Source organism: Streptomyces sp. NPDC058678 (genome assembly GCF_042714835.1).
GTDB lineage: Bacteria > Actinomycetota > Actinomycetes > Streptomycetales > Streptomycetaceae > Streptomyces.
The window spans coordinates 54,979-79,783 of sequence record NZ_JBHXSG010000013.1 but is presented as its reverse complement, the minus strand read 5'-3'; the positions used below and the strand labels follow the sequence as shown (position 1 = coordinate 79,783).

Genomic DNA, 24,805 nt, shown 5'->3' with positions numbered 1-24,805 from the left:
CCATGTCGGAGAGCCGAACGGTGCCGAAGGCGGTGAGCGAACAGCAGCGGCCCGCAGCGAGCGAACGGGCGGAGGTGAGCGCCTCCCTGACTCCCACCTGGTGGGTGTGGCTGGCCGCGTGGCCGGTGACCGCGGTCTTCATCCTGTCCAACGCGGCAACCCCCCTGTATGTGCTGTGGCAGCGCGACATCGGGTTCTCCAGGGGCACCCTGACCGTGATCTTCGCCAGCTACATCGTCGGGCTGCTCGGCTCCCTGCTCGTCTCCGGCGTCGTGTCCGACCGGCTGGGGCGCAAGCCCGTCCTGCTGCCCGCGCTCGCCCTCGCCGTGGCGGCGTGCGTGATCTTCGCGACCGCGTCAACGGTGGCCGCGCTCGTCGTGGCCCGGCTCTTCACCGGTATCGCGGTCGGCGCCGTCGTCTCAGCGGGCATGGCGGCCGTGACAGACGTGGCAGGCCGGCACCGCAGGCGGCTCGCCGCCCTGCTCGCCTCGTGCGCGATGGTCTTCGGTGCCGGGCTGGGCCCGCTGCTCGCGGGCATCCTCTCCGAGACCCTGCCCGCGCCGACCGTCGGCGTCTTCGTCGTCGAGATCGTTCTGCTGGCCACCGCGATCCTCATCGTGCTGCGCATGCCCGTACGGCGTCCCGCCGCGCGCCCGAACGGTGCCTGGGTGCGCGTACCCGGTGTACCGCACGGCACCGGCAGGCAACTGGTCCTGGGCATCGCCGTGTTCGCGCCCGGCATCACCGCGACCTCGTTCGTGCTCTCGCTCGGCCCCTCTCTGCTGTCCGGCCTGCTCGGCACCACCAGCCGGATCGTCGCAGGCGCCATGGCGTTCGTCATGTTCCTCGCCGCCACCGGCGTGCAGTTCGCGGTCCAGAAACTGGGCCGGCGCACCATCCTGACCGCTGGGGCGGTCAGCACCACCGTCAGCATGGTGACGCTCATCATCGCCGTGCACATGTCGTCGGTTCCGGTGCTCATCGTCTCCACGCTGCTGGCCGGTGCCGGACAGGGCATGGGCCAGCTCGGCGGCTTGTCACTACTCAACTCCACCGTCCCACCGCAGCAGCTGGCCGAGGCCAACGCGGCGCTCAACGTGGGCGGTTACGTCCCGGCGGGCATCCTGCCGGTGTCGGCCGGCTACCTCAGCGACGCCGTCGGACTGACCACAGGAGCGACCATCTTCGCCACCGCCCTCATGAGCCTCGCGGTCATCGGCGGCCTCGTGGTCGTCGCCAGTCGGCGCCGGGTGCCGGAGCCCGCCTGACGCGGCCCGGCGCCGGATGCGGCACTCCGGGAGTCCGGCCCGGCGGCCGTACCCGCGCATGATGGTTACACCTACAACCAGACCGAAGGCAACGGCCTGTTGAACTCTCCCCCGGTGGGAGACCCGAGGGTGGAGCGCCTGCACGGAGGTCACGACACGTTCTGAGGTATCGGAGAGGCGGCCCGCAAGCCCGGATTGACGGTGAAGCTGATCCGGCACTGGTCCGACATTCGACGTGCTCGCTCCCCGTCCAGGCCGCAGAACAGCACCGGAGTGCTCGCCGGGACACCACCCGCACGTCGCACGAGGGTTCGCCGGGGAGCGGTGCCGCCTCTCCCCCAACCGCCGGACAGAGGCAGGGTTGCGCACAGGCTCATGGTCGAGCCTGCTGATCAGCGCTGCCCGGGAGACGTGCTACGTGGGCTGTGTGTGGGCGGCCTTCTCCTTACAACTGCGGGCGACGGTGTCGGCGAAGGCCCGGGCGAGTGGGGTGAGAGCGTCCCAGCGGCGGACAGCCCAGCCGACCGCGAGCGGGGGCAGACCGGGGACAGCAACGAGGCGGAGAGGACCATCGCCGGGTACCTCCCAGCCAGGCAGGACCGGCACGACGGCGTGTCGCGGGCCTGTGTCACGCCTTCTACGGCACCGACGGCTTCCCCCACCGCCTTGCTGACCGCGGACAGCCGCACCGAACTCGCAGACATGATCGGTGCTGAGCCTGAAGCCATCGTGTATCTCTACGCATCCTGTGACCGGAAGGCCACCTATCCGACGCTCGCGGAGGCCGACGGGCTCTTCCGGAATCGGTTCACCGCCTGTCTCCACACTCCAGGGCCGCAACTTCGACGAGACTTCGCCGAACTGTCCGCGGCCAACGAACTCGACCTTGCCCGCACAGACCCCACCTTCCGCGAGAAGTGGGGAGCCGAACTCCTCGCCCTGTTCACCCGATTCCGACCCCTGCTGAGCCAACCCGCCTGGTCGGACTGCCACACGGTGCTTGCCGCGGCTCCGCAGGACTGAGCAGATCCAAGGAGGACCGACCCAACTGGCAACCCCCTGACGATTGATCACTGGCAGATCCGTGGTCAGTGCCTGCGGCCATGGCCTCAAGCGCGCGGTCGGCTTCCGGGGGGCCAGCTCTGAAAGGAATGGTTGCATCCCCGGCCTCTCTGGGGACGGCCGCTGGGAAGATCCATGGATCGCGGCCCGCGTGACCGAGCAGGCCGCAGAACCCTTGCGCATGACGTCACGAACAGGGTGCTGACCCCCGCAAACGCCGGAGCCCCACCCCGTACAACGCGGGATGGGGCTCCTGCCAGAGCGCCGGGCAGGCCTTGCACCTGCATCTCCCCGCAGGAAGCGGGACGTCTTTCCTTGGACCACCGACGCATCGACGGCCACCAGGAGTCCTGGCGGCCAGCTCAAGATCAATCATAGCGGACCCTGCGGTACGCCAAGTCCCCGCCCGTGTACAGAACTCCGCCGAGAAGCGGCCCGCCGACGATGCGGCCACCACTATCCGCTATCCGCTCGGTGCTGGAGCTGGCCCAGGTGCTTACGCGGTGCTGGATCCGCTCCTCGTGGTAGCCGTTTGCAATCCCCGGCTGCACAGCGGCCCCGGTGGTGCGGCGCGGGCCGCACTACCGGGGCCGCGCTGCTCACGATCAAGTGGGAGTGGGCCGGCTGGCATCCGCGACGGCCGGGCGGTGGATGATGCCGGACTCGCGGGCGAAGCGGTTGGCCTCACCCGCCGACCCGGTGAGCCGGTGAGCCGGTGCCGCCAGAACCCGTACACGAGCGGCTCCGTCTGCTGCTGGGTCAGATGCAGCCGCCACCGGCCCGACTCCGTGATCGTGGACCACCGTACGGATCCGTTCGGTCGGTACTTGCGCGGGCGGCACTTCAACTGGTCGGTGGGCCCGCGAACGCGCGCAGAGCGACCCGTTGCGACCGCAGCAACTCCACCAAGCCAGCCGCTGCCCCGGTCCGTCTTTGGCGGACGCTGGGCTTGGGGGGCACGAGCGTACGTCAGCGCGTCGCGCCCTCTGGGTGCCAAGCCGACTGCCCGCGCACCGGCCGCCCCTCCCGCGCCGACAACTCCGTGTGCGTCTCCCGAATCGGCCGCCTCCACCGGCCCCTGGCCAGCAGGACGGTGCACGCTCTGACGCGAGACGGGCGGCGCAACAGGCGTTGGGCTCGGTGAACAAAATCGCGTCGTCGCCCAAGGCGCGCACCATGCAGGCGAGCAGGGGACAACAACGTCCGCAAGCCTCGACGATTGCGCAGGTGTCACAGCGCAAGCGAGGACACCGGGGACAGGAGGCGCCGGCCCTCGCGGTCGACAGATGCTGCGGTCACGCTGCGGCTGACCGCAGCCGTGCCGTGGGCCTGGCAGGAGTGTCCCTGCTGATGTTCTTGGTCGGGATGTCGCAGTCGGAGCGATTCGGGCACCAGAATACGAGATGCCATCTCTCATATCGTAAGGTAGTTCCGCTCGACGCTGAGGGTCGCCTCCGCGCCGGCCGTTCAGTCAGGTGGGCCGCACAGCAGTGCCCACGCCGGATCGCACCTGAAGTGGGCTTCCCGATGCGTCGTATCGCCATATCCGTGGCCGCCACAGCGGTCTCCGTCTCGCTCGTCGGCTGCGGCGCGCTCAACGCGACGGGGAGCAGCAACGACGCGAGCCCGACCAAGGGCAACGACATCACCGTGGGGCTCCTGCTGCCGGAAAGGTCGAACCCCCAGTACGAGCAATTCCACTTCCCCATCATCAAGGCGAAGGTCGAGTCCCTCACGCACGGCCAGGGCCGGGTCGAGTACGCCAACGCCGAGGCAGACGCGGGCAAGCAAGCCCGACAGCTGCAGCGGATGATCGACGAGCGCGTCGATGTGATCCTGCTGGACCCCGTCGACGCGCACTCCATCGCCAGCGGGGTGAGGAAGGCCAAGGAGGCCGGCGTACCGGTCATCGCCTACGACCGGCTGGCCGAGGGTCCGATCGACGCGTACATCACCTTCGACAACGAACTCGTCGGCGAGGTGCAGGGCCGCTCGCTGCTGGAGGCTCTCGGCGAGGACGCCGGCACCTCCGACAAGATCGTCATGATGAACGGCTCGCCCACCGACCCGAACGCCCAGCAGTTCAAAGCGGGCGCGCTGCTCGTGCTCGAGGGCAACGTGACGATCGCCAAGTCGTTCGACACCAAGGACTGGAAGCCGCAGAACGCCGAGAAGAACATGACCGAGGCGATCAACGCGATCGGCAAGAACAACATCAAGGCCGTCTACGCCGCCAACGACGGCTTGGCGGGCAGCATCGTCAAGGCGCTGAAGGCCGCAGGCGTGACCGACCTGCCGCCGATCACCGGGCAGGACGCGGAGCTTTCGGCGGTGCAGCGGATCGTCACCGGCGAGCAGTACATGAGCGTGTACAAGCCGTACCCGCAGGAGGCCGAGAACGGCGCGGAGATGGCCGTGGCAAAGGCTCAGGGCAAGGACATCCAGTTCGACGCCCTCACAGGCGACAGAGTCGACAGCCCCACCCAAAAAGGCATCCCCGCACAGCTCGTGCCCGTCGTCGCCCTGACCAAGGACAACATCAAGGACACGGTCATCAGGGACGGCATGTACAAACTGTCCGACATCTGCACGCCCGAACTCGCGGCCGACTGCGCGGCTGCGGGCCTGAAGAAGTAGTCCCCAGGGGCGAGGGATTCTCTCCGGGACAGTGGAAGCGGCACGCTGCTCGCATCGAGCTGTCATGCGTCTGGCAGCCAGGCGCGGGGGCGGCGTCGACCATCCCGACCACCGTGTTCTCCTCGAAGGGCTTCTGCCGACTGTTCGTCAGCGTGGCCACCATGTCCTGACGGATGCGACGTACGCCGCCGTTGCGTTCGGGCCGTGCGCCGCGTTGGTCGTGGAGCTCTCCGGCACAGCTCGCGGGTATGGCACGCCATGGGGTTCGCGGCACATCGACGCGACGATCGCAGCCGTGCGGCAACGTCAGGCCAAGAAAGCGGAGCACGGTCGCCACGGTCCACCCAAGTCACCGGAGTGGATCGTCGAACACGACAGAGGGGGTTCCGTCCGGACGAAACGGATCTGACCGCCTGTCCAGGGGCCTCCACAATTGCCTTTCTCGTTGAGTCACCATTGGCTAAAGTTCGGGTGCAGCGAGGACCCCAACAAATGTTCACGAGGAGTTGGAGACATGGTCGGTCGCCCGAGCGCGCGTTGACGTCGTAGGCCGTGATCGGCCAGTCATCGCGTGCTGCCCTTGATGTTGCGGCACAGCGAGCCTTCTCCTGCCTGAACTGTCGGCGCACCTGGCGTGTGCCTGGTAGCGGGCCTCGTTGTCGGCAACTCAAGGGATCCCTGTGCCGTCCGCTTCCTCCGCTGTACCCGACTCCGGTCGGCCTGTTCCGTCAAGTCTGTGGCGGGACGGTGACTTCCGCAGACTCTGGGTGGGGCAGACAGTCTCCCAACTCGGCGAACATACAAGCCTGGTGGTTCTTCCACTCTTCGCCGTCCTGACGCTCAACGCCAGTGCTGACCAACTGGGCGTCCTGCGCGCCGTGGGTCAGGCGCCGATCCTTTTGCTCTCGCTCCTCGTCGGCGCGTGGGTGGACAGGTGGCGGACCCGCACCGTGATGGTGCTGACTGACGTCGGCCGGACCCTCGCCCTGGGTGCCGCCGCCGTGGCCGGCCTCTTCGGCTGGCTCGGCCTGTCCGGGCTTTTCATGATCGCCTTCGTCGTCGGGGCCCTTTCCGTGTTGTTCGACGTGGCATACCAGGCGTCTCTCGTACGGCTGGTGCAACGCGATCAGCTGATGCGGGGCAACAGCGCGCTGGAGAGCAGCCGGTCCGCGGCTCAGATCGGCGGCCCCGCCCTCGGCGGTGCGTTGGTGTCGCTGCTGTCGGCACCGATCGCTGCCGCGTCCAGCGCGCTGTTCTTCGCGCTGTCGTTCCTGTCAATCCGACAAATCCGTCGGAGCGAATCGACCCCGGGGCGCCTGGAACGTCCCCCTCGGGTCTGGCGGCGGATCCACGAAGGTCTCCGTTTTGTTGTCAGCGACACCGCGCTGCGGGCCGTGTGCCTGGCCTCGGCCGCCTTCCAGTTCTCCTTCGCGGCCGTGATGACCGTCTATCTGCTCTTCCTGCCGCGGGAACTGCACCTGTCCGGCACCGCCGTCGGGCTGGCACTCGCGGCGACGGGACCGGGCGCGCTCCTGGGCTCCATGCTGGCCGCCCGCCTGCCGAACCGGTTCGAGTACGGCTCGGTACTCGTGGCCGCGGCGGCGCTCGGCGACGGCGCGTTCTTGTGTGTACCCGCGCTGCACGGCTCCTCTGCGGTGACCGTTCTCGCGCTCCTTGCTGTCAATTTCGTCTTCGGGGCCGGCGGCCAGTTGGTGAATGTGGCGGTCATGGCCGTCCGACAGACTGTCACTCCGGACGCGATGCAAGGCCGCGCGGCCGCGACGATCACGTTTGTCGGCATGGGCATGTCCCCACTCGGTTCCCTGCTCGGCGGATTCCTCGCCGAGGAGTGGGGGCCGCGCACCAGTCTCTGGGCAACGGCCGCAGGCATGATGCTGTCCCCCGTCGTGATGGCTCTGTCCCCGCTCTCGAGGCTTGGAAAGACGCTTCCGGCCATGCAGGACACACCGCCGAAGCCCGGCCCGCTCTTCCCCCGTCGCAAGTAGGCCCTTGAGACCCGAGGCCCGCCCTCCCAGCAACCCGTTCAAGAGACAGATACGACTGCTCGTACAGACGGCGAACTGCTCGCACGGGACGCGGCGGGCCGTCTCGCAGGAGGCCCCGTGGCGTTGCGCTTTCCGGACGTCTTGTGATGTGCGGCCAGGTCGCGGGTCCCGGTGGATCTGCCATGACATCACGGGGCTCAGCACAAGCGACTCTCTGCGCCGTTCGGGGGATCTGGCGGGCATACGCGCCGTTGTGACCGGCGGGTTCAGGGTGACACCGATCCAGATAGCTGACCGGCCTGACACAGCAGGTCAGAGGGCGCGTATCAGCTCGCTCCCCGCACGCAGGCCGCACCGGCTGCCCGGTTGCCAGCCAGCGGCGAGGAAAGCAACGGCGAACAGGAACGGCGTCGGTGTATCGAAAGCCCGTGGCCAACCGATGCCGGCCGACCACGGGCCGGACGCCTGGCCGGCAGCCGTCGAGTTGCCTCTTCTCCTCGGCGTGACTGATCTCGATCTTGCGGGGCTTCGCCTCCTCGGCAACCGGGATCTTGACCGTCAGCACCCCGGCGTCGTAACTGGCCTCGATGTGCTCCACGTCCAGGGTCTCGCCGAGGAACAGCTGCCGCCGGAACACCCCGTACGGCCGCTCGGCCGCGACCAGTTCCGAGTGGGACACCTCTGGCGCGGGGCGCACGGCCGCCTCTACGAGCCTCTCCCATCACCCATATACCTCGAACGGAGCATATTGACAATATGCGGGCAAGACTATATGTCTTCTTGGTAGGAGATTTCCAGGATTTACGCGGTTCAAGTGGCCTGGGGAGGTGAGGACAATGCCCAGGCAGCGGCCGCGGCGCGACCACTACGCGGTCCTCGACGTCCCACGTGATGCCTCCGCCGTGGAGATCACAGCCGCCTACCGCAGGCTCGTGCGGTTGCTGCACCCGGACGCCCGGCCGGCGGACCCGGCAGCAGCGGATCACCTCGCCGACGTCCTCGCCGCCTACGACACGCTGGGCGATCCCAACCGGCGCGCGGCATACGACACCGGGCGGGTCGGCCCTACTCCGCGTACGGGCGCTGGTCACCCGGTTACCGTCCGTGTCACCCGAAGGCTGCGGACCTCTCCACCGGCACCCCCCAGCCGGGCAGGGCAGCAGCGGTCCAGCCCGCTGGTCGCCTCGGGAGGGCTGTTCTCTTCCGCGCCGGCGCGCGTCGGGGTCCGGTTCACGGTTCTTCCGCCGAGGTGGGACGACCAGGGCTTCGTCACGCGAGTCCTGCAGCAGTGGCTGCGGCAGGCGGATTCGTGGCTGCGTTGACGGCCGGGTCCACTGCACAGGCATCGCTGCCTGGAGACCCGAGAGGGCCGGGGGCGCCACCGGCCCTCTCGCATTCCCGCGCGGGTCCTGCGCCGGGGCGCACGGGCCGGTGCGGACGGCCGGACTCACAAGAGTTCGCTGCGTGCGTCTGCGTGTCGGGGCGGACGCGCCCCGGCCCTTGGACGGCCAGGGGTGGTCCCCTTGCAGGCGCCGGCTGAGGGACACAGATGGAGGAGAGGACCATGACGCGAGCAGTGGGAATCGACCTCGGCACTACGAACTCGGTGGTCAGCGTGCTGGAGGCCGGAGAGGCCACGGTTGTCACCAATACGGAAGGGGCACGGACCACTCCGTCGGTTGTGGCCTTCGCCAAGAGTGGTGAGGTGCTGGTCGGTGAGGTAGCCAAGCGCCAGGCCGTCACCAACGTGGAGCGCACTGTGCGCTCCGTCAAGCGCCACATGGGTGACGCGCAGTGGCGGTTCCCGGAGAGCGGGAGCATCGACGGCAAGCGGTACACGCCGCAGGAGATCTCTGCGCGGGTGCTGCAGAAATTGAAGCGGGATGCGGAGGCGTACCTGGGTGAGGACGTCACGGACGCGGTGATCACCGTGCCGGCGTACTTCAACGACTCCCAGCGCACCGCGACCAAGGAGGCCGGTGAGATCGCCGGGCTGAAGGTCCTGCGGATCATCAACGAACCCACGGCCGCCGCGCTGGCGTACGGCCTCGACAAGGAGGGCGACCAGACCGTCCTGGTCTTCGACCTGGGCGGCGGCACGTTCGACGTCTCTTTGCTGGAGATCGGAGAGGGGGTGGTCGAGGTCAAGGCCACCAACGGCGATACACACCTGGGCGGCGACGACTGGGACCAGCGGCTGGTCGACCACCTGGCCACGCAGTTCAAGAACAATTACGGCGTCGACCTGGCCAAGGACAAGATGGCAGTCCAGCGGCTGCGCGAGGCCGCCGAGCGGGCGAAGATCGAGCTGTCGTCGTCGTCCGAGACGACGATCAACCTGCCGTACATCACCGCGTCCGCCGAAGGGCCGCTGCACCTGGACGAGAAGCTCACCCGCGCCCAGTTCCAGCAGATGACCGCAGACCTGCTGGAGCGGTGCAAGGGCCCGTTCCACAACGCCATCAAGGACGCCGGGATCAAGGTGTCCGACATCGATCACGTCATCCTGGTCGGCGGCTCGACGAGGATGCCGGCGGTGACCGACCTGGTGCGGGAGCTGACCGGCAAGGACCCGCACAAGGGCGTCAACCCGGATGAGGTCGTGGCCGTGGGCGCCGCGCTGCAGGCCGGTGTTCTCAAGGGTGAGGTCAAGGATGTCCTGCTGCTGGACGTCACGCCGCTCTCGCTGGGAATCGAGACCAAGGGCGGCATCATGACCAAGCTGATCGAGCGCAACACGACCATCCCGACGAAGCGGTCGGAGGTCTTCACCACGGCCGAGGACAACCAGCCGTCCGTGCAGATCCAGGTGTTCCAGGGCGAACGTGAGATCGCGGCGTACAACAAGAAGCTCGGGATGTTCGAGCTGACCGGTCTGCCGCCGGCTCCGCGAGGCATCCCGCAGATCGAGGTGACCTTCGACATCGACGCCAACGGCATCATGCACGTCTCCGCGAAGGATCTCGGAACCGGCAGGGAGCAGCGCATGACGGTCACCGGCGGCTCCTCGCTGCCGAAGAACGACATCGACCGCATGATGCGCGAGGCCGAACAGCACGCCGAGGAGGACCGGCTCCGCCGCGAGGCGGCAGAGACCCGCAACCAGGCCGAGCAGGCCGCCTACCAGACCGAACGGCTGCTCACCGACAACGCCGACAAGATCCCCCAGGACGTGAGGCACGAAGTGGAGGCCGCTCTCGCGGAACTCAAGGAGACCCTCAAGACCCAGCCGGCCGACAGCGACAGCACGGTGGCCCTGCGGCAGGCCACGGAGAAGGTGATGGCGGCGGCTCAGAAGGTCGGCACCGCCATGTATGCGCAGGCACAAGGGCAGCAGGCCGCGGCCGGCGGCGCGGGCGGTGGCGAGGCAGGCGCTGCCGGACAGGACGAGGACGTTGTCGACGCCGAAATCGTCGACGACGACAAGCGGCAGGAGGGCACTGGATGACCCGCCCGAGCGACACCCACCGTCCTGGCGAGCACCCGCTGACGATCGTTCGGGACAACCGGAGGCGGGATCCGGGAACCAGCCTGGAGCCACGTCGCCGCGGCGACGTCGAGCCCGCCCCACAGGCCGACGCGGCCGTGGGCGAGGCCGACGCCCTGCGGGCGCAGCTGCGTGAGCGGACAGCGGACCTGCAGCGCGTGACGTCCGAGTACGACAACTACCGCAAGCGGGTGAGTCGCGACCGCCGCGCGGTGGGCGAGACAGCCGTGGCCAACGTGCTCACCGGTCTCCTCCCCGTCCTCGACGCCATCGACCAGGCCCGCCGGCAGGGAGAAGTCACCGGAGGCTTCCAGCGCGTCACCGAAGTGCTGGAAACCGAACTCGTGGCCCTGGGGCTGGAGTCTTTCGGAACGGCAGGCGATCCTTTCGACCCCGCCTGGCACGAGGCCGTCTCGTGTACCCGCTCCGACCATGTCCAACAGGCCACCTGCGCCGTCATCCTGCGCCCCGGCTACCGCGTCGGTGACCACGTCCTGCGGCCCGCTCAAGCGGTGGTCACCGAACCACCAGCCGGACCGTAACGCACCTCAGGGAAGACACCATGCGCACGGACTGGGACGCGTTCCTGTCCGCAGTCCAGGGACGCGGCGAGTACCCCACGCAAGCGGAAGCGGAGCGCGTTTCAGCCCGCGGACGGGCCCGAACGGCGGGAGGCTGTCTCGGCAAGTCGCCTACGCCCGTGGGTCCGCCCGCTCTCCCACTCTTGAACTAGAGCCAAGCTAGGTCTGGAGTACCGATCGGGTCAACAGCAAGAAGGAAACGAGTTATCTTCAGAAAGCATCTCATGACTCAGAGCCAAGAGATGTTGTGTCGCAACCTGGACCGCCCGCCACGGCCACGCAACCGGCCGCCCTCTCGACCAAGGGCCGCCGCCGCCAAAGGGCGGGCAGGCGGGCAGGCGGGCAGGCGGGCAGGCGGGCAGGCGGGCAGGCGGGAAACGATCACCTACCCGCCGGCCATGACTGCCCTACGCTCGCGGATCCGTATAGCGAGCCGCGAGCGCGGGCTGGCTGCCACCCGCGACAAAAGCGCCCTCCGCGGCGAGCAAGTCGTCCAGCGCGGAGTCCTGCCCCTCCAGACCGGGGGCGCAAACGGTCTCACCGAGGCGCAACCCGGCCAGGCTGGCCGACGCCACATCCTCGGGCGCCATCGCCCAGGGGATGCTGCGGCCGGCACCACTGTTCCAGTCCGTTGCCACGACGCCGGGGCACACCACCTGGACGCGGACCGGGGTGTCGGCGAGTTCACCGGCGAGGGTGCGAGTGAAGCCCAAGGTGGCGGCCTTCGCGGCGACATACAGGGTGCGCCGAGGCGCTCGCGGGTCCGTGCTGCCCGCGCTGAAGGCGAGGAGCGAGGCGACGGTGACGATCGTGCCCTCGCCTGCCGCGAGCATTGCGGGAAGCGCGGCGTGGACCAGCCGGATGGGGGCAACGGCGTTGAGAGTGAGCAGACGGTCGATGTCGGCCGACTCGACATCGGCGAGGGGGGCGTAGCCGCCGGCGCCGGCGTTACTGATCAGCATGCGTACGTCCCCGGCCGCCAGGCGGTCGGTGACAGCGGCGATGCCGTCGTTGGCCATGAGGTCGGCGGGCAGTACCTCGACGGCCGCTCCATGGGCGCGGAGTTCCTCGGCGAGGTCGGCGAGCCGGTCGGCGCGTCGTGCCACGAGGATGAGGTCGTGGTCGTCTGCCAGGAGTCGGGCGTAAGAGGCGCCGATGCCGGAGGAGGCGCCAGTGATCAGAGCAATGGGGCGAGTCATGGGACCAGTGTTCGTCAACCACTGGGCTACTGTCAAACGCTTGATGGTTGTGAAGTGCCGTATCCTTCTCGCGTGATACGAAACAACGAGGAGCCCCTCGGGCCTGACGCTCTTGACGACGAGGAGCCCGTCGGGCTCAACGCCCTTGACCGGGTGACGTGGGCGTTGCGCCGCGCGGAGCTGGCGGTGCAGACACTCAAGGAGCAGCGGCTGCGTCCGCTGGGTCTGGCGGCCGCGCACTACACACTCCTGATCTCGGTGCACGCCGACCCGGGGCTCACCGGCGCCGAGCTGGCCCGCCGCCTCAACGTGACCCCGCAGGCCGTCGCCTCACTGGTGGCGCGCCTCGAAAGCCGCGGACAGTTGGAGAGACGCGAGCACCCGCGCCACCGGCACGTGCAGGAGCTGCACCTCACCGACGCCGGGCGGGAGGCGCTGCGCGCGGCCGACAAAGTGATCGCCGACATCGAGCTGCAGATCACCGGTGGTCTCGGCCCGGAGGACACCACGCAGCTGCGGGCGCTGCTGGACCGGGTGGCCGAGACGGTTCGCGAGGACTGACCCAGCGGCCTGTCGCCTGAACGTCACCCGCAAGCGGTGGCCTCCCAGGTGCCCCACCGGGAGGACCGGAGACCATCTCTCCGCCGACCGCACGTGCGCCACCGCAGGTGCAGAGCTCCCCACCGCCGACACCTGCCGCGGCGCTCTCCGCCGATGCGTCTTCACGGCCGCTCCGGCCGGCCCCAACGGTCGGCGAGTTGCGCGTGGAGAGCCCTTCGGTCATACGAGGTCGGCCGGAGGGAGGTTCTTGGCTGAAGACGACGAACACTCCCATCCGCCGACTCCGCCTCGACTTCTCGCACCCCGGCAGGCAGAGAGATCTCCGACCTCGATCAGCGTTCCGCCAACTCCTGCCCGGAGACGAAACCGCGACCTTCACTAGGTTGACTCCTATCAGTTAAGTTTATATGCACCAAGGTGCCGTATTCTCGCGGCGTGACACACGATGACGAGCGGCCGATCGCTGCCAACGCACTGGACCGAGTGACCTGGGCACTGCGGCGGGCGGAGTGGGCAGTGCAGGCCCGGAAGGATCAGCGGCTACGACCGCTGGGTCTCGCGGCCGCGCAATACACCCTGCTGATCTGCGTCCATGCCGATCCCGGCCTGACCGGCGCGGAACTGGCCCGCCGCCTGAACGTCACCCCACAGGCAGTGGCCTCCCAGGTGGCCCGCCTGGAGGAGCGAGGCCATCTGGAACGCCGACCGCACTCACGCCACCGCCACGTGCAGGAGCTTCACCTCACCGACGCCGGCCGCGACGCCCTGCGCGACGCCGATGCCGTGATCGTGGGGATCGAACAGCAGATCGCCGAAAAGCTGGGTCCCGAGAAGACCGCACAGCTGAGGACACTGCTCGACGAGGCGGCCGACGCGATCCGGGAGGCATGAGCCGGTGAGCCCGCCGACCCTCGATCCCCTCGACCTCCAGATTCTGCAAGCGCTGCAACTCGACGGACGCGCCGCGTTCAGCCGTATCGCGGCCGTCCTCGGAGTTTCCGACCAGACCGTGGCCCGGCGGTACCGGAGGCTGCACAACACCGTCAACGTGCGCGTTCTCGGCATGACAGACGAGAACCGGTTCGGCCGGCAGAGCTGGATCGTACGGCTGCACTGCATTCCGGACGTGGCGGAGCAACTCGCGGACGCCCTCGCCAGACGCCCCGACACCCTCTACGTGAACCTCACCTCAGGCGGCACCGAGGTCGTCTGCGGTATGAAGCCCCGCAGCCGAAAGGAGAGGGACGAGCTGCTCTTCGGTCGACTCCAACGCACCCGGCAGATCGTCAGGGTGACCGCCCACGGCCTCCTGCACTCCTTCTACGGCGGCTCACTCGGCTGGCTGAACAAGTCCAACGCCCTCACCCCCGAACAGGAGTCCGCTCTACGCCTGCCGGACCCGGTGCGGCTCGACGCCCCCGTCACTCCGGACGCGGCCGACGAGGCGCTGCTCGCGATACTCCGCCACGACGGCCGGGCCACCCTGGCCGACCTGCACAAGGCCACCGGCCAGTCGGAGTCGGCGGTCAAACGGCGGCTCGAGACCCTGCGCTCCACCGGCGCGCTGTACTTCGACGTGCAGTACGACCACGGGTCCCTCGGACAGGACGTCAGCGTCATGCTCTGGCTCACCGTGACACCCCGTGCCCTGGCCGGCGTGGGCCGCAGCATCGCTGCGCATCAGGAAGTGGATTTCGTGTCCGCCACCACCGGCCAGGCGAACATCGTCGTCTCCGCCCACTTCACAAGCTCCGACGAGCTGTACACCTACCTGAGCGAGAAGATCGGTGCCCTCGACGGCATCCAGGCGGTCGAGTCGGCTCTTGTTCTGCGCGAAGTCAAGCAACTCACCTACGAACCGAACCGCTGACCACACCACGGGAGCCTGTCCCCGTGGTGACGTCGTGGTGACGTCGTGGTCCGGGACCCGGGGGAAGTGAGGTCCCGGACCACGCGCGCGGGCGCTCTCCCGTCCCCACGGACGCGCCCCATACCGGTCCGGACCCTCCGTGCCCCGGTCGGGCCCGGACCGGTACGTGTTACTGCCTCGCTCTCAGCCGAGGGCTACTCATCGCCCGGCCCGTTCACCGCTCCGAATGAGCAAGTTCCACGTCGAACTCAAGTCCCGGCCCGTCCACGGATACCGGCGCGGCAACCGGCGGATAGCCACTGGCGATCACCGAGTAGTCCCCCGCGTCCAGGTCGGTGAAGGCATAGCCGCCGTCCGGCCCGGTGGTCGCCGTGCCGATGACGTTGCCGACCTTGTCCACGAGCGTGACCCGCGCGTCGGTCAACGGCCGGCGATCGGCGCCCGTCCGCACGGTGCCCCGCAGTACTGCGCCAGGCCACAACGCCACGTCCAGACGGGCGAGTTGAGGGCCAAATACCCGCACCGGGAGAGCGGCAGGCCGGAATCCCGCCGCGTTCACCACCACCGTGACATCACCCTGCGGCAGCTCACCGAACGCGAACGCGCCGGATGCGTCGGTCGTTTCAGCGGCCAGTGCCTCTCCCCGCACGTCCGTCACCGCCACCGTCGCCCCCTGCACGGGCACCCCGTCCCCGGCGGTGACCACCGTGCCGACCAGCCCGCTGTTCGCGGACAAGAGGATGTCGTGGGACAGCGGCTCCTCCCCCACCACCACGGTGGACGCCTGCGGTTGGTGGCCCTCCGCTGCCGCGATCAGAACGTACGATCCCGCGCTCGGCGCTTCTAGACGGTAACGCCCTCCGGAATGCGCCACGGCCCGGCCCAGCTGTCGCCCGCCCAATGAGATCAGCGTCAGTGTGGCTCCCTCGACCGCCTCTCCACCCGTCTCGAGTGTCCGGCCGTACAGGGCGGGACCCCGTCCACCGTCAGGGACGAACGTGTCACCACCGGTTGCGGAGCCGACTGCCCCCAGCCGCTGCCCAGGCTCGCCCGACCACCCTCGAGCATGGGCACCGACCAGCACCTGCTCCGGCTCCCGCTCCGGCACGAACGCGACGGAAGGATCGGCGTCCTCGGATGCCACCTGATCCGCAGAGCCGGCAACAGGTGTCATGGTGCGACGCGGAGTCCGCAGCAGTACCGCACCGACGAGTGCGGCCAACATGGCCAAGCATGCGGCCACGATCAGGCACAGGTGGAGGCCGTCGAGGAAGGCCTCACCCAACGCGCCCATGGCCCGGCCGGTGTCCTGGCCGAGGTTCATCCGGGCCGCCGCTCCCAGGCCGCCGGCGTCCACGGCGTCGGTGATCCGGTGGGCCACAGGTCCCGTGAGGCCCGCGTCGCGCAGGTGGCCAGGCAGGGTGTCGGCGCTCTTCGTCGTCAGCAAGGTGCCCAGCACGGCCGGGCCGAGCACGCCGCCGACCTGCCGGAAGGCGTTGTTGCCCGCCGACGCCATACCGGCCAAGTGGTGCGGCACCGCCGCGACCGCCGTGGCAGTCATCGGGGTGATCACCAGACCGAGACCGAGGCCGAGCAGGGCCAGCCGCCAGGCCAGCGGACCGAAGCCGGTCCCGGCATCGATCGCGGTCAAGGACACCAGCGAACCCGCGGTGACCAGAAGCCCGGTGGTGATCATGCGTCGAGGCGGGATCCGGTGCATGAGGCGGCCTGCCAGCGCGCCCACGACCAACGAGACCACACAGACGACCAGCAGCCGGTAACCGGCGTGCAGGGTGTCGAGGCGCTGCACCAGACCGAAGTACAGGCTGAGGACGAAGAAGAAACCGATCAGCCCCAGGAACGTGATCATGGCGATCAGGGTCGTCGCGCTGAAGGCCGCGCTGCGGAAGAGCGACAGGTCCAGCATCGGGCTGGGGCTGCGCCGCTCGGCCAGGACGAAGGCGATGGCGCTGACCGCCGCCAGCGACAGGGCCACGATCACCCGGCCCTCGGTGAACGACGCGGCACCGCCCTCGATGACACCGTAGACCAGCGCCGTGATGGTCACCGCCGCGGTGATCTGGCCGGGCCAGTCCAGCCGGCGCTCACCGGGCGCGCGGGAGTCGGTCACCAGGGGTGCCGCGACCGCCAGGGTGATGACCGCAACCGGTATGGTCGGCAGGAAGATCCAGCGCCAGGTCGTGTGGTCGAGGATCACACCGGCGACCATGGGGCCGACGGCCAGCGCGGCCATCAGGGACGCCGCCCAGAGCCCGACGAACGTGCCGCGTTTGCGGGGGTCGGGCACGGCATGACTGATCAGGGCCAACGTCGACGGCAGCAACGCGGCCGCGCCCAACCCGGCGCACGCCTGACCGACCCACAGGACCTCGACCGACTGTGCCGACAGTGCTGTTGCGGCTCCCGCGCCGGCCAACGCGAGGCCTGCCAGGTACACCTTCTTGCGGCCGTGTACGTCACCGAAGACCCCGGCGGTCAGGATGAAAGCGGCCATGGGGAGCTGGAACGCGGACGAGACCCAGGTCAGTTGGGAGGTCGACGCGTGCAACGCGCCCTGAATGGCGGGCAGGCTCACCGAGACGGTGGTCACTGGCAGATAGGCGACGAACATCCCGAGACAGGCCATGACCAGCGTGGCCACTTGCCGTTCTCGCGGCTCGTTCGCCGTTGAGGCGACGTTCACAAAACTCTCCCTTGTGGCGCGGCGAGGCCGCACTCGGCTTACACGCCGATACCTTCCGGCCGCTTCCGCCACCCGAGCCAGTCACAGCCTCCGGAATCAGGAAAACCGACATCCGGCGCGGTCCTGCGAGGGATTTCCGACGGGCCAACGGCTGGTCCGGTGCAGTCGCACTCGGCGCGCTCCTTCATGTGGGGTGGGCCGGCAGGTGGACCCGGTGGGGGCAGACGCTCAGCGACGACGCTCATCGCCCGAGCCCACGGCCGGCAAGTCCCTGGGGACGCACCCCAGGCGGAGGGGCGCGTACTCCCCGGCCACGCGTCCCCGCGCCCAACCCGTCACAGTCGGCGGGCCAGGCCACCGTACGACCTTCGGGTACGGCATCGAATCCGCAGCTCACGGCCGTCTCACGTCAATCGTCAACCTTGTTCGATCACGGCGACCGACGGCGAACGTCACCCCAAGGTCGCTGCCGTGGGCAACGGCGTACTGCCGTCGTGGTACGGACAGTGAGCGCCCTGGGGCGACGCTGGAACCGACCGCGTTGCAAGAACCTTGAGGCCTCGAACAACCCGGAGGTGGATGGTGATCGACGTGAACAACCTCAGCAAGAGGTACGGCGACAAGCTCGCGGTCGACGCGCTGAGTTTCACCGTGCGTCCTGGAGTGGTGACGGGATTCCTCGGACCCAACGGGGCGGGCAAATCGACGACGATGCGGATGGTCATGGGGCTGGACCGGCCGTCGTCCGGGACCGTCCGCGTCAACGGCCTCCCCTACGAGCAGCGCAGGGCCCCACTGCAGGAGATCGGGGCGCTGCTGGAGGCGAAGGCGATCCACCCAGGACGGTCGGCATATCAGCACCTGCTCGCGTTGGCCGCGAGCAACGGCATCGGCAGACAGCGGGTGCTGGAAGTGATCGACATGGTCGGCCTGACGGAGGTTGCCCGCAAACGGGCGGGCGGCTTCTCGCTGGGTATGGGGCAGCGGCTGGGCATCGCCTCGGCGCTGCTCGGCGACCCGCACATCGTCATGCTGGACGAGCCGGTCAACGGCCTCGACCCCGAAGGCGTGCTGTGGATCCGCAACCTCCTGAAGGATCTAGCGGACCAGGGGCGGACCGTCTTCGTGTCCTCTCACCTGATGACCGAGATGGCGTTGATCGCCGAGGACCTCATCGTGATCGGGCGCGGCCGGCTGCTGTCCGCGGGCCCGCTCGCCGACTTCGTCGCCCAGTCCTCCAGCCGGAGCGTACGGGTGCAGTCGCCGCAGGCCGCGTCCCTGCGTGACCTGCTGGTGGGCGACGGCGTCTCGGTCACCAACAGCCGGCCCGGCGTGCTGGACGTCCAGGGGCTGGATGCCCCCGAGATCGGCGAACGCGCCGCGGCCGCCGGGCTGGTGCTGCACGAGTTGTTCGTTCAGGAGGCGTCACTGGAGGAGGCGTTCATGGAGCTGACCCGCGACGCCGTCGAATACCACGCCACCACCGCCGAGTTCGCCGCCGGAAGGACGAACCGATGAGCATCACCGCCCTCGACAGTCAGGACACGCAGAAGACGACCGGTACCGCCGGTCGGCATGCGGGCGGTCAGCGGGTGACCTTTCCGCGGGTCGTCCACATGGAATGGATCAAGCTGCGATCGCTGCGCTCGACGCTCTACACGCTGGCGATCACCGTGGCCCTGGTCATCGGCCTCGGACTGCTGTTCAGCAGTGTGGTCGGCTCGGGAGACGGTCCCGGAGAGGATAATTTCGGTGACCCGACCTCGATCAGCCTGGGCGGGGTGATGCTCGCCGCGCTGGCCGTCGCGGTGCTCGGGGTCCTGATGAGTGCCGGGGAATACGCCACCGGGTCCATCCGCGCCACGCTCGCCGCGGTCCCCTCACGCCTGCCGGTGTTGTGGGGCAAGGTGATCGTCTTTGCCACGGTGTGCTTCGTGCTCATGTGGGTCGCGGTCCTGGGGGCCTTCCTGTCCGGTCAGTCGGTCCTGTCCTCACGCGGTCTGGACACCACCGCGCTGTCCGATCCGGGGGTGCTCCGGGCGCTTGTCGGCGCCGCGGTCTACCTGACCGGTGCCGGGTTGATCGGCCTGGCGGTCGGCGTCCTGCTGCGCAACACCGCCGGTGCCATCACCCTCGTGGTGGGCGCGCTGTTCGTGGTGCCCGGCCTCATCCAGCTACTGCCGAGCAGCTGGAACGACGCCATCGGCCCGTACCTGCCGTCGAACGCGGCGAACGCGGTCATGACGGTGCGGACGGCCAGTGACTCGCTGTCATCCGGGTCCGGGCTCGCGGTGTTCACCGGTTACATCGTGGTGCTCCTGGCCGGCGCGGCCGTATTGTTCAAGCGACGCGACGCGTGACCCCGGTTGCCACGGGCACACCGCCAACCCGCTCGAACGCCTTCAGGCGTGAAGACAGACGGCCGCATCTGTCCAACACCGAGGATCTGTATTGAGGAACGGTGAAGCCGTGATCGGACCGGCGTCGCTGCGACGGGTGACCGGCGCGCACCCGCGCCTGCTGGATGCCGTCCTCGCCACCGTCGTGGGCAGTACCGGCCTGCTGCCTCTGCTGTTCGGACGGTGGCCTGACGGCGTACGTCCGTCGGGCGCTGACGCCGTGGCCGCGGCGGCCGCGTTCCTGCTTCTGCTGGCCCGCCGCAGGGCACCGCTGCCCGTCCTGGCGCTGACTGTGCTCGGGGAGGTGGCCTTCACCGTCCTCGCGTCGTATCCGTCGCGGGTGCTGAAGATCGCCACGTTGATCGCGGTCTACACCGTGGCCCGAACGGTCCGTCGGCGGATCGCCCTGATCGCCGTATCGGGCACGGCCGTCGCCCTGTACGCCGTCATCACCCATGCGACGGATTCGCCCTCCAGCCCGGAGGCCGGCGCCGTGTTCGCGTGGACCGGGATGTTCGCCGCCGTGGGGGCCACCGTACGCACCTGGCAGGACTACGTCGCCGCGATGGAGGAGCGAGCGCTGCGGGCAGAGGCGACCAAGGAAGAGGAAGCCCGCCGCCGAGTCGCCGAAGAGCGGCTGCGCATCGCGCGGGAACTCCACGACGTGATCGCCCACCACATCGCCCTGATCACCATCCAGGCAGGGGTCGCCGGTCACTTCCTGCGAGGCCGACCGGATCAGGCCGAGGTGGCGCTCGGTCACATCCGTGACGCCGGCCGCACGGTCCTGGACGAACTGGGCCCACTGCTGCACGTACTACGACAGTCCGACGACGATACGGACGAAGCACAGCCGACCGAACCCGTGCCCGGCCTGCTCCGCCTCGGAGGGCTCCTCGAATCGCTGACCGCCGCCGGCCTGAGCATCCGCCACCGACAGGCCGGCCACCCGCGCCCCCTGCCGACCGCCATCGACCTGGCCGCCTACCGCGTCATCCAGGAGGGGCTGACCAACGCACACAAGCACGGCGCGACCGCCGAGGCGGACCTGCTCGTCGACTACGGGACGGACGAACTGCGCGTGCGGATCACCAACCCTCTCCGCCTCGGCCCCGACCCGGAGTCGGTCGTGGGCACCGGACACGGGCTGACAGGCATGCGCGAGCGCGCCCACGCGGTCGGCGGCAGCCTCCAGGCCGGAGCAGACGCCGACGGTCGTTTTCGCCTCGCCGTGCATCTACCTCTGCCCGCAGCCGGACCATCTCCCCACACCCGCACGTCAGATGGGTCCGGCACGGCCCTACGCGCGACCACCGCCAAAGGGAGGCAGGGATGACGATCCGCGTTCTGCTCGCCGATGACCAGGCCCTCGTCCGCACCAGCTTCCGCATGCTCATCGAGTCGGAGCCGGACCTGGAGGTCGTCGGAGAGGCGGCGACGGGCGAAGAGGCGGTCGGATTGGCCCGCAGCACCCGTGCCGATGTCGTGCTGATGGACATCCGGATGCCCGACATGGACGGCCTGGCCGCCACGCACGCCATCTCGGCGGACGAAGACCTCGCGGGCGTACGGGTGCTGATCCTGACGACCTTCGAAGCCGACGAGCACGTCTTCCAGGCGCTGCGTGCCGGGGCCAGCGGGTTCCTCGGAAAAGGCGTGGAGCTCTCCGATCTCCTCGACGCCATCCGGCTGGTCGCCCGTGGAGAGGCACTGCTGTCCCCCAGGGCGACCAGGGCGCTCATCGCCCACTACCTCGCCACACCCGACAGGAGGAGCACTCCGGCCCCGGAGCTGACGACGCTGACCGAACGCGAGCGCCAAGTGCTTCTCCTCGTGGCCGAAGGCCTCTCCAACGACGACATCGCCGAACAGCTCCACGTCTCGCCATGGACCGCCAAGACCCACGTGAACCGCATCATGACCAAGCTCGGCGTCCGCGACCGCGCCCAACTCGTCGTGATCGCCTACCAGACCGGCTACGCCCACCCCGGCGCATGACCATGCGTGCCGGTAGCCCACGCCGAAGTACAACTGCCTGCGCGTGAGGACGGTCCAGCCGGGCCGCTCCCGATTTACGTCAGGCAAGCGTCATTGCAAAAGCGCCCCCAGCTCACGCCGCTCCGGAACCCGCACCGGTATTGAGAACACGGTCCAAGGCGTAGGCGCCGTCGGGCTGCCGGACGTGCAGCAGAACCATCGTCTGCAACTCGACCCGCTTGTCGTCACTTCCATCGTCCTGACCGGTGACGACCTCGTTGGCCAGCACATGGACGGTCTGCCGCCCGGAGTTGGCCTCTCTCGCCTTGAGGAACCCGAGTATCTCGTCACGCCCGCGGAAGACCCGGCCGTGCGCCTCGAACTCGGCGTCGTCGGCGAACGCGCCGATCCCGGCGGTGGCCCGGCCACTGTCGATGTCGCGGTGGTAGCTGACGACCAGGGCACGACAGTGGCCCACAGCATCGCTTCGATCGGCCGGAGAGACCACGACGTTTCTCCTATCTCTTGAACCCGGGTCAAGCGTAGCACCGTGTCGACCTTGTCGATAGGCACCCGTTTCTTAGGCTCTTCCACAGAACGGCCCGAGCATGCGACTCTGACTCGGGTTCAAGAGATTGGGTCGCAACTGATCCAAGCCGTGTTCAGGAAGGCAGGTCACCTGTGTCTGACCGCAACGAAAGAGCCGGATCTCGGCGTGTCCTGGTCGTTGGGGCGGGGCCCGTGGGTCTCTCGCTCGCGATCGAGCTGGGGTGGCGTGGTGTGCCGGTGACGGTGATCGACCAAGGCGACGGTTGCGTGCCCTTTCCGGCGGGCGAGGCGATCTTTTCCCGCACCATGGAACACCTTCGGCGCTGGGGCTGTGCGGAAGAGGCACGCGCGGAGTCGGCACCGCCCACTGACTATCCGCACCGTACGGTGTTCGCCACGTCAGTGACGGGACACGTACTCGCCGAATTCGACTTCGGGGTCACGAACCGCTCCCCCGGCGCGTACGGCCCGCTGACGCCGGAGGGCCCCGCGTTCCTCTCGAAGTTCTCGTTCCTGCCGTTGCTCGAACGGACGGCGCGCAGTCTCCCCTCGGTCGAGATCAGGTTCGCCACGCGCCTGGAGTCGTTCGGGCAGGACTCCGACGGTGTCCTCGCCGTGGTGCGTGACCTGGAGAGCGGCGCCTCCGAGACACTGGCCGGCGACTACCTCGTGGCCTGTGACGGTGGCCGCAGCAGCGTTCGGCGAGCACTGGGCATCGAGCTCGAGGGCATGTTCGCGCAGGGCCAGAACTTCGCGGTGCATTTTCGTGCGCCGCAACTGCTGGACCTGCTCCGGGAGCGGTTGGGCGGCCAGTCGGTGCAGATCCACACGCTGTCGTCGGCGCGCAGGCCGTACATCACGGTCGTCAACGGCGTGGACGAGTGGCGGCTCTCGGTCTACCTGGACGAAGAGCCGGAGCCCGGGGACGCGGTCGCCTGGGTGCATGAAGCCGTCGGTGCGCCGATCGGTGTGGAGAGACTCACCGCCCAGCCCTGGAGCGGGCACTGCGTCGTGGCCCGCAACTACCGTGCGGGACGAGTGTTCCTCGCGGGTGATGCGGCGCACCTCTTGTGGCCCAAGGGAGGCTTCGGTGCCAACACCGGGATCGGCGACGCCGTCGACCTCGGCTGGAAGCTCGCCGCGGTCCTCCAGGGCTGGGGAGGCCCCGCGCTGCTCGACAGCTACGAACTGGAGCGGCGGCCGATCGCAGTCCGCAACGTCACGGAGGCATCGAGCAACTGGAAGTCCGACTCCCAGCTCGACCCCGGCGCCGTACTCGCCCGCGCGGACGCGGAGGGCGACCGGGCCCGCAGCGAGATGGGAGAGATGATCCGCCGGGCGAGGGGCAGGGAGTTCCTCTGCACGGGAGTGCAGCTCGGATACCGCTACAGCGGCTCCCCGGTCTGCGTGCCGGACGGCACCCCGGAACCGCCCGACGATCCGGACGACTACGTCCCGTCGACCTGGCCCGGTTGCCGCGCACCGCACGCCTGGCTCCCCGACGGCAGCTCGGTGCTCGACCACTTCGGCCGCGGCTTCGTGCTCGTGGTCTCGGGAGCGTCAGACCCGTCTTCGCTGGTGGAAGCCGCGCAGCAGCGTGGGCTCCCCTTGACGGTGCTGCGCCTTACCGATCCGGCCGCGGCGAGGCTCTACGAACGGCCGTTGGTGCTGGTCCGCCCCGACGGGCACGTCGGGTGGCGGGGCGAGCAGACTCCGGCCGACCCGGCCGCGGTGCTCGACCGGCTGCGGGGGACAGAGGCCGGGAATCCGGACGCGGGTTCGGTCATGGTGACGCCGGCGGTCGCGGCGGAAGTCGGTATTCGCCAACTCTGACCCGCAGCGATCAGCGGTCATGCCCTCCTGATCGGTGAATGCCCGGCCAGGATGGACTCCATCAGGAAACGGATCATGTCGTGTGCCGGTCTGTTCCGGTCGTTGGGCACGTTCGCGCCTTCGAACACGGCGACCGCGACATCGCGGAGGAGCGCGGCATCGATGTCGGGGTCGCCGTCGAGGCCGCGCTCGGCCATGACCTCGTCGACCAGTCCGACGATCCAGTCCAGGAAAGTGCTGTGGGCGGCTCGAACCGCCTCGGAATGCGGAAGCCGGTCGTGCATGGCCTGGTGCAGCGGCCTGTACAGGCGCATGTCGGACAGCCCGCGCACCAGCCGGCTCAGTGGGTCGGCGCCCGCCTGCTCCGCACTGAGCGTGCGGATCTCTCGGCTGAGCATCCGGTCCATCACCGCGGCGAAGATGTCGTCCTTCGAGTTGAAGTACCAGTAGACGTTGCCCCTGGCCACACCGGCGGCGGCGCTGATGTCCGCCATCGTGGTCTTGTCGTAGCCCTTGGCGAGAAAGAGCTCCGTAGCCGCGGCCAGCAGATCACCGGTCCGCTCTTCACGAGGGACCTGTTGGCGGTTCCGCGGCATCCCGGGCTCCTCTGATGTGTTCAGCTCGTCTCAACCGAGTGTAGACAGCGAGCTGGACGGGCCCGACGGCAATGAA

19 protein-coding genes and 2 pseudogenes are annotated in these 24,805 nt (G+C 68.9%); 15 read left to right on the top strand and 6 right to left on the bottom strand.

What is annotated here, in order from left to right; genetic code table 11:
- Positions 1-2 precede the first annotated feature (2 nt).
- The gene (locus ACFWWR_RS14910; RefSeq protein ID WP_383870950.1) at positions 3-1,268 is read left to right on the top strand and encodes an MFS transporter; all 1,266 of its coding nucleotides are present in this window, start codon (positions 3-5) and stop codon (positions 1,266-1,268) included.
- A 414-nt stretch (positions 1,269-1,682) separates the two neighbouring features.
- Here the strand turns inward: ACFWWR_RS14910 and ACFWWR_RS14905 are convergent.
- A pseudogene (locus ACFWWR_RS14905) lies at positions 1,683-1,886 on the bottom strand (LysR family transcriptional regulator); the annotation flags it as partial.
- A 48-nt stretch (positions 1,887-1,934) separates the two neighbouring features.
- Between ACFWWR_RS14905 and ACFWWR_RS14900 the strand changes: the two are divergent.
- The 3 genes from ACFWWR_RS14900 (at position 1,935) to ACFWWR_RS14890 (ending at position 6,973) form a co-directional block, all read left to right on the top strand.
- Positions 1,935-2,291: a DUF6817 domain-containing protein gene (locus ACFWWR_RS14900; protein WP_384303514.1), complete on the top strand. Its 357-nt coding sequence runs from the start codon at positions 1,935-1,937 to the stop codon at positions 2,289-2,291.
- 1,566 nt (positions 2,292-3,857) lie between these two features.
- On the top strand, positions 3,858-4,967 hold the full coding sequence (locus ACFWWR_RS14895; RefSeq protein ID WP_383870956.1) for a sugar ABC transporter substrate-binding protein: 1,110 nt from the start codon (positions 3,858-3,860) through the stop codon (positions 4,965-4,967).
- 680 nt (positions 4,968-5,647) lie between these two features.
- Positions 5,648-6,973, top strand: coding sequence for an MFS transporter (locus ACFWWR_RS14890; RefSeq protein ID WP_384303512.1), 1,326 nt, complete (start codon positions 5,648-5,650; stop codon positions 6,971-6,973).
- 475 nt (positions 6,974-7,448) lie between these two features.
- Here the strand turns inward: ACFWWR_RS14890 and ACFWWR_RS14885 are convergent.
- A pseudogene (locus ACFWWR_RS14885) lies at positions 7,449-7,664 on the bottom strand (Hsp20/alpha crystallin family protein); the annotation flags it as partial.
- Positions 7,665-7,809: 145 nt separating this feature from the next.
- Here ACFWWR_RS14885 and ACFWWR_RS14880 point away from each other — a divergent pair.
- From ACFWWR_RS14880 to grpE, 3 genes are all read left to right on the top strand, one after another.
- The gene (locus ACFWWR_RS14880) at positions 7,810-8,295 is read left to right on the top strand and encodes a J domain-containing protein (protein ID WP_384303510.1); all 486 of its coding nucleotides are present in this window, start codon (positions 7,810-7,812) and stop codon (positions 8,293-8,295) included.
- Between the two features lie 242 nt (positions 8,296-8,537).
- Positions 8,538-10,421: a molecular chaperone DnaK gene (gene dnaK, locus ACFWWR_RS14875; RefSeq protein WP_383870965.1), complete on the top strand. Its 1,884-nt coding sequence runs from the start codon at positions 8,538-8,540 to the stop codon at positions 10,419-10,421.
- Positions 10,418-11,002 carry a nucleotide exchange factor GrpE gene (grpE, locus tag ACFWWR_RS14870; protein WP_384303508.1) on the top strand — a complete coding sequence of 195 codons (585 nt, stop codon included), beginning with the start codon at positions 10,418-10,420 and terminating at the stop codon, positions 11,000-11,002. Before dnaK ends, grpE begins: the two co-directional genes overlap by 4 nt.
- A gap of 446 nt (positions 11,003-11,448) precedes the next feature.
- Here grpE and ACFWWR_RS14865 read toward each other — a convergent pair whose 3' ends face one another.
- On the bottom strand, positions 11,449-12,240 hold the full coding sequence (locus ACFWWR_RS14865) for an SDR family NAD(P)-dependent oxidoreductase (RefSeq protein ID WP_384303506.1): 792 nt from the start codon (positions 12,238-12,240) through the stop codon (positions 11,449-11,451).
- A 72-nt stretch (positions 12,241-12,312) separates the two neighbouring features.
- Between ACFWWR_RS14865 and ACFWWR_RS14860 the strand changes: the two genes are divergently transcribed.
- The 3 genes from ACFWWR_RS14860 (at position 12,313) to ACFWWR_RS14850 (ending at position 14,671) form a co-directional block, all read left to right on the top strand.
- Positions 12,313-12,801, top strand: a complete 489-nt coding sequence (locus tag ACFWWR_RS14860; RefSeq protein WP_383870974.1) for a MarR family winged helix-turn-helix transcriptional regulator — start codon at positions 12,313-12,315, stop codon at positions 12,799-12,801.
- A 435-nt stretch (positions 12,802-13,236) separates the two neighbouring features.
- The gene (locus ACFWWR_RS14855) at positions 13,237-13,692 is read left to right on the top strand and encodes a MarR family winged helix-turn-helix transcriptional regulator (RefSeq protein WP_384303504.1); all 456 of its coding nucleotides are present in this window, start codon (positions 13,237-13,239) and stop codon (positions 13,690-13,692) included.
- A gap of 4 nt (positions 13,693-13,696) precedes the next feature.
- On the top strand, positions 13,697-14,671 hold the full coding sequence (locus ACFWWR_RS14850) for an Lrp/AsnC family transcriptional regulator (protein WP_383870980.1): 975 nt from the start codon (positions 13,697-13,699) through the stop codon (positions 14,669-14,671).
- Positions 14,672-14,885: 214 nt separating this feature from the next.
- On the opposite strand, the gene ACFWWR_RS14845 is transcribed toward ACFWWR_RS14850, so the two are convergent.
- Positions 14,886-17,375 (bottom strand): MFS transporter, encoded by a 2,490-nt coding sequence (locus ACFWWR_RS14845; protein WP_383870983.1) that lies wholly within the window; start codon positions 17,373-17,375, stop codon positions 14,886-14,888.
- A gap of 582 nt (positions 17,376-17,957) precedes the next feature.
- On the opposite strand from ACFWWR_RS14845, the gene ACFWWR_RS14840 reads away from it, so the two are divergent.
- From ACFWWR_RS14840 to ACFWWR_RS14825, 4 genes are all read left to right on the top strand, one after another.
- Positions 17,958-18,893 carry an ABC transporter ATP-binding protein gene (locus tag ACFWWR_RS14840; protein ID WP_384303596.1) on the top strand — a complete coding sequence of 312 codons (936 nt, stop codon included), beginning with the start codon at positions 17,958-17,960 and terminating at the stop codon, positions 18,891-18,893.
- Positions 18,890-19,735: an ABC transporter permease subunit gene (locus tag ACFWWR_RS14835; RefSeq protein WP_384303502.1), complete on the top strand. Its 846-nt coding sequence runs from the start codon at positions 18,890-18,892 to the stop codon at positions 19,733-19,735. Before ACFWWR_RS14840 ends, ACFWWR_RS14835 begins: the two co-directional genes overlap by 4 nt.
- 109 nt (positions 19,736-19,844) lie before the next feature.
- Complete coding sequence (locus tag ACFWWR_RS14830; RefSeq protein ID WP_384303500.1) at positions 19,845-21,110, top strand: sensor histidine kinase; 1,266 nt, start codon at positions 19,845-19,847, stop codon at positions 21,108-21,110.
- Entirely contained in the window at positions 21,107-21,772 is a 666-nt protein-coding gene (locus ACFWWR_RS14825) for a response regulator (RefSeq protein ID WP_383870995.1), read from the top strand. The genes ACFWWR_RS14830 and ACFWWR_RS14825 overlap by 4 nt, the downstream gene beginning before the upstream one ends.
- Positions 21,773-21,884: 112 nt before the next feature.
- Here ACFWWR_RS14825 and ACFWWR_RS14820 read toward each other — a convergent pair whose 3' ends face one another.
- Positions 21,885-22,259, bottom strand: coding sequence for a nuclear transport factor 2 family protein (locus ACFWWR_RS14820; RefSeq protein WP_383870998.1), 375 nt, complete (start codon positions 22,257-22,259; stop codon positions 21,885-21,887).
- A 173-nt stretch (positions 22,260-22,432) separates the two neighbouring features.
- Here ACFWWR_RS14820 and ACFWWR_RS14815 point away from each other — a divergent pair, with 173 nt between their 5' ends.
- A complete protein-coding gene (locus tag ACFWWR_RS14815) occupies positions 22,433-24,133 on the top strand; it encodes an FAD-dependent monooxygenase (protein ID WP_384303497.1) in 1,701 nt (566 codons plus the stop codon).
- Positions 24,134-24,150: 17 nt separating this feature from the next.
- Here the strand turns inward: ACFWWR_RS14815 and ACFWWR_RS14810 are convergent, their stop codons facing one another.
- Positions 24,151-24,729: a TetR/AcrR family transcriptional regulator gene (locus ACFWWR_RS14810; RefSeq protein WP_384303495.1), complete on the bottom strand. Its 579-nt coding sequence runs from the start codon at positions 24,727-24,729 to the stop codon at positions 24,151-24,153.
- Positions 24,730-24,805: the final 76 nt, after the last annotated feature.

What these genes read in the sequence shown, in the direction of transcription:
- ACFWWR_RS14865 (WP_384303506.1), bottom strand. Translation starts at nt 12,240, where the DNA reads ATGACTCGCCCCATTGCTCTGATCACTGGCGCCTCCTCCGGCATCGGC.
- dnaK (WP_383870965.1), top strand. Translation starts at nt 8,538, where the DNA reads ATGACGCGAGCAGTGGGAATCGACCTCGGCACTACGAACTCGGTGGTC.
- ACFWWR_RS14835 (WP_384303502.1), top strand. Translation starts at nt 18,890, where the DNA reads ATGAGCATCACCGCCCTCGACAGTCAGGACACGCAGAAGACGACCGGT.
- ACFWWR_RS14895 (WP_383870956.1), top strand. Translation starts at nt 3,858, where the DNA reads ATGCGTCGTATCGCCATATCCGTGGCCGCCACAGCGGTCTCCGTCTCG.
- ACFWWR_RS14910 (WP_383870950.1), top strand. Translation starts at nt 3, where the DNA reads ATGTCGGAGAGCCGAACGGTGCCGAAGGCGGTGAGCGAACAGCAGCGG.
- grpE (WP_384303508.1), top strand. Translation starts at nt 10,418, where the DNA reads ATGACCCGCCCGAGCGACACCCACCGTCCTGGCGAGCACCCGCTGACG.
- ACFWWR_RS14825 (WP_383870995.1), top strand. Translation starts at nt 21,107, where the DNA reads ATGACGATCCGCGTTCTGCTCGCCGATGACCAGGCCCTCGTCCGCACC.
- ACFWWR_RS14880 (WP_384303510.1), top strand. Translation starts at nt 7,810, where the DNA reads ATGCCCAGGCAGCGGCCGCGGCGCGACCACTACGCGGTCCTCGACGTC.
- ACFWWR_RS14810 (WP_384303495.1), bottom strand. Translation starts at nt 24,729, where the DNA reads ATGCCGCGGAACCGCCAACAGGTCCCTCGTGAAGAGCGGACCGGTGAT.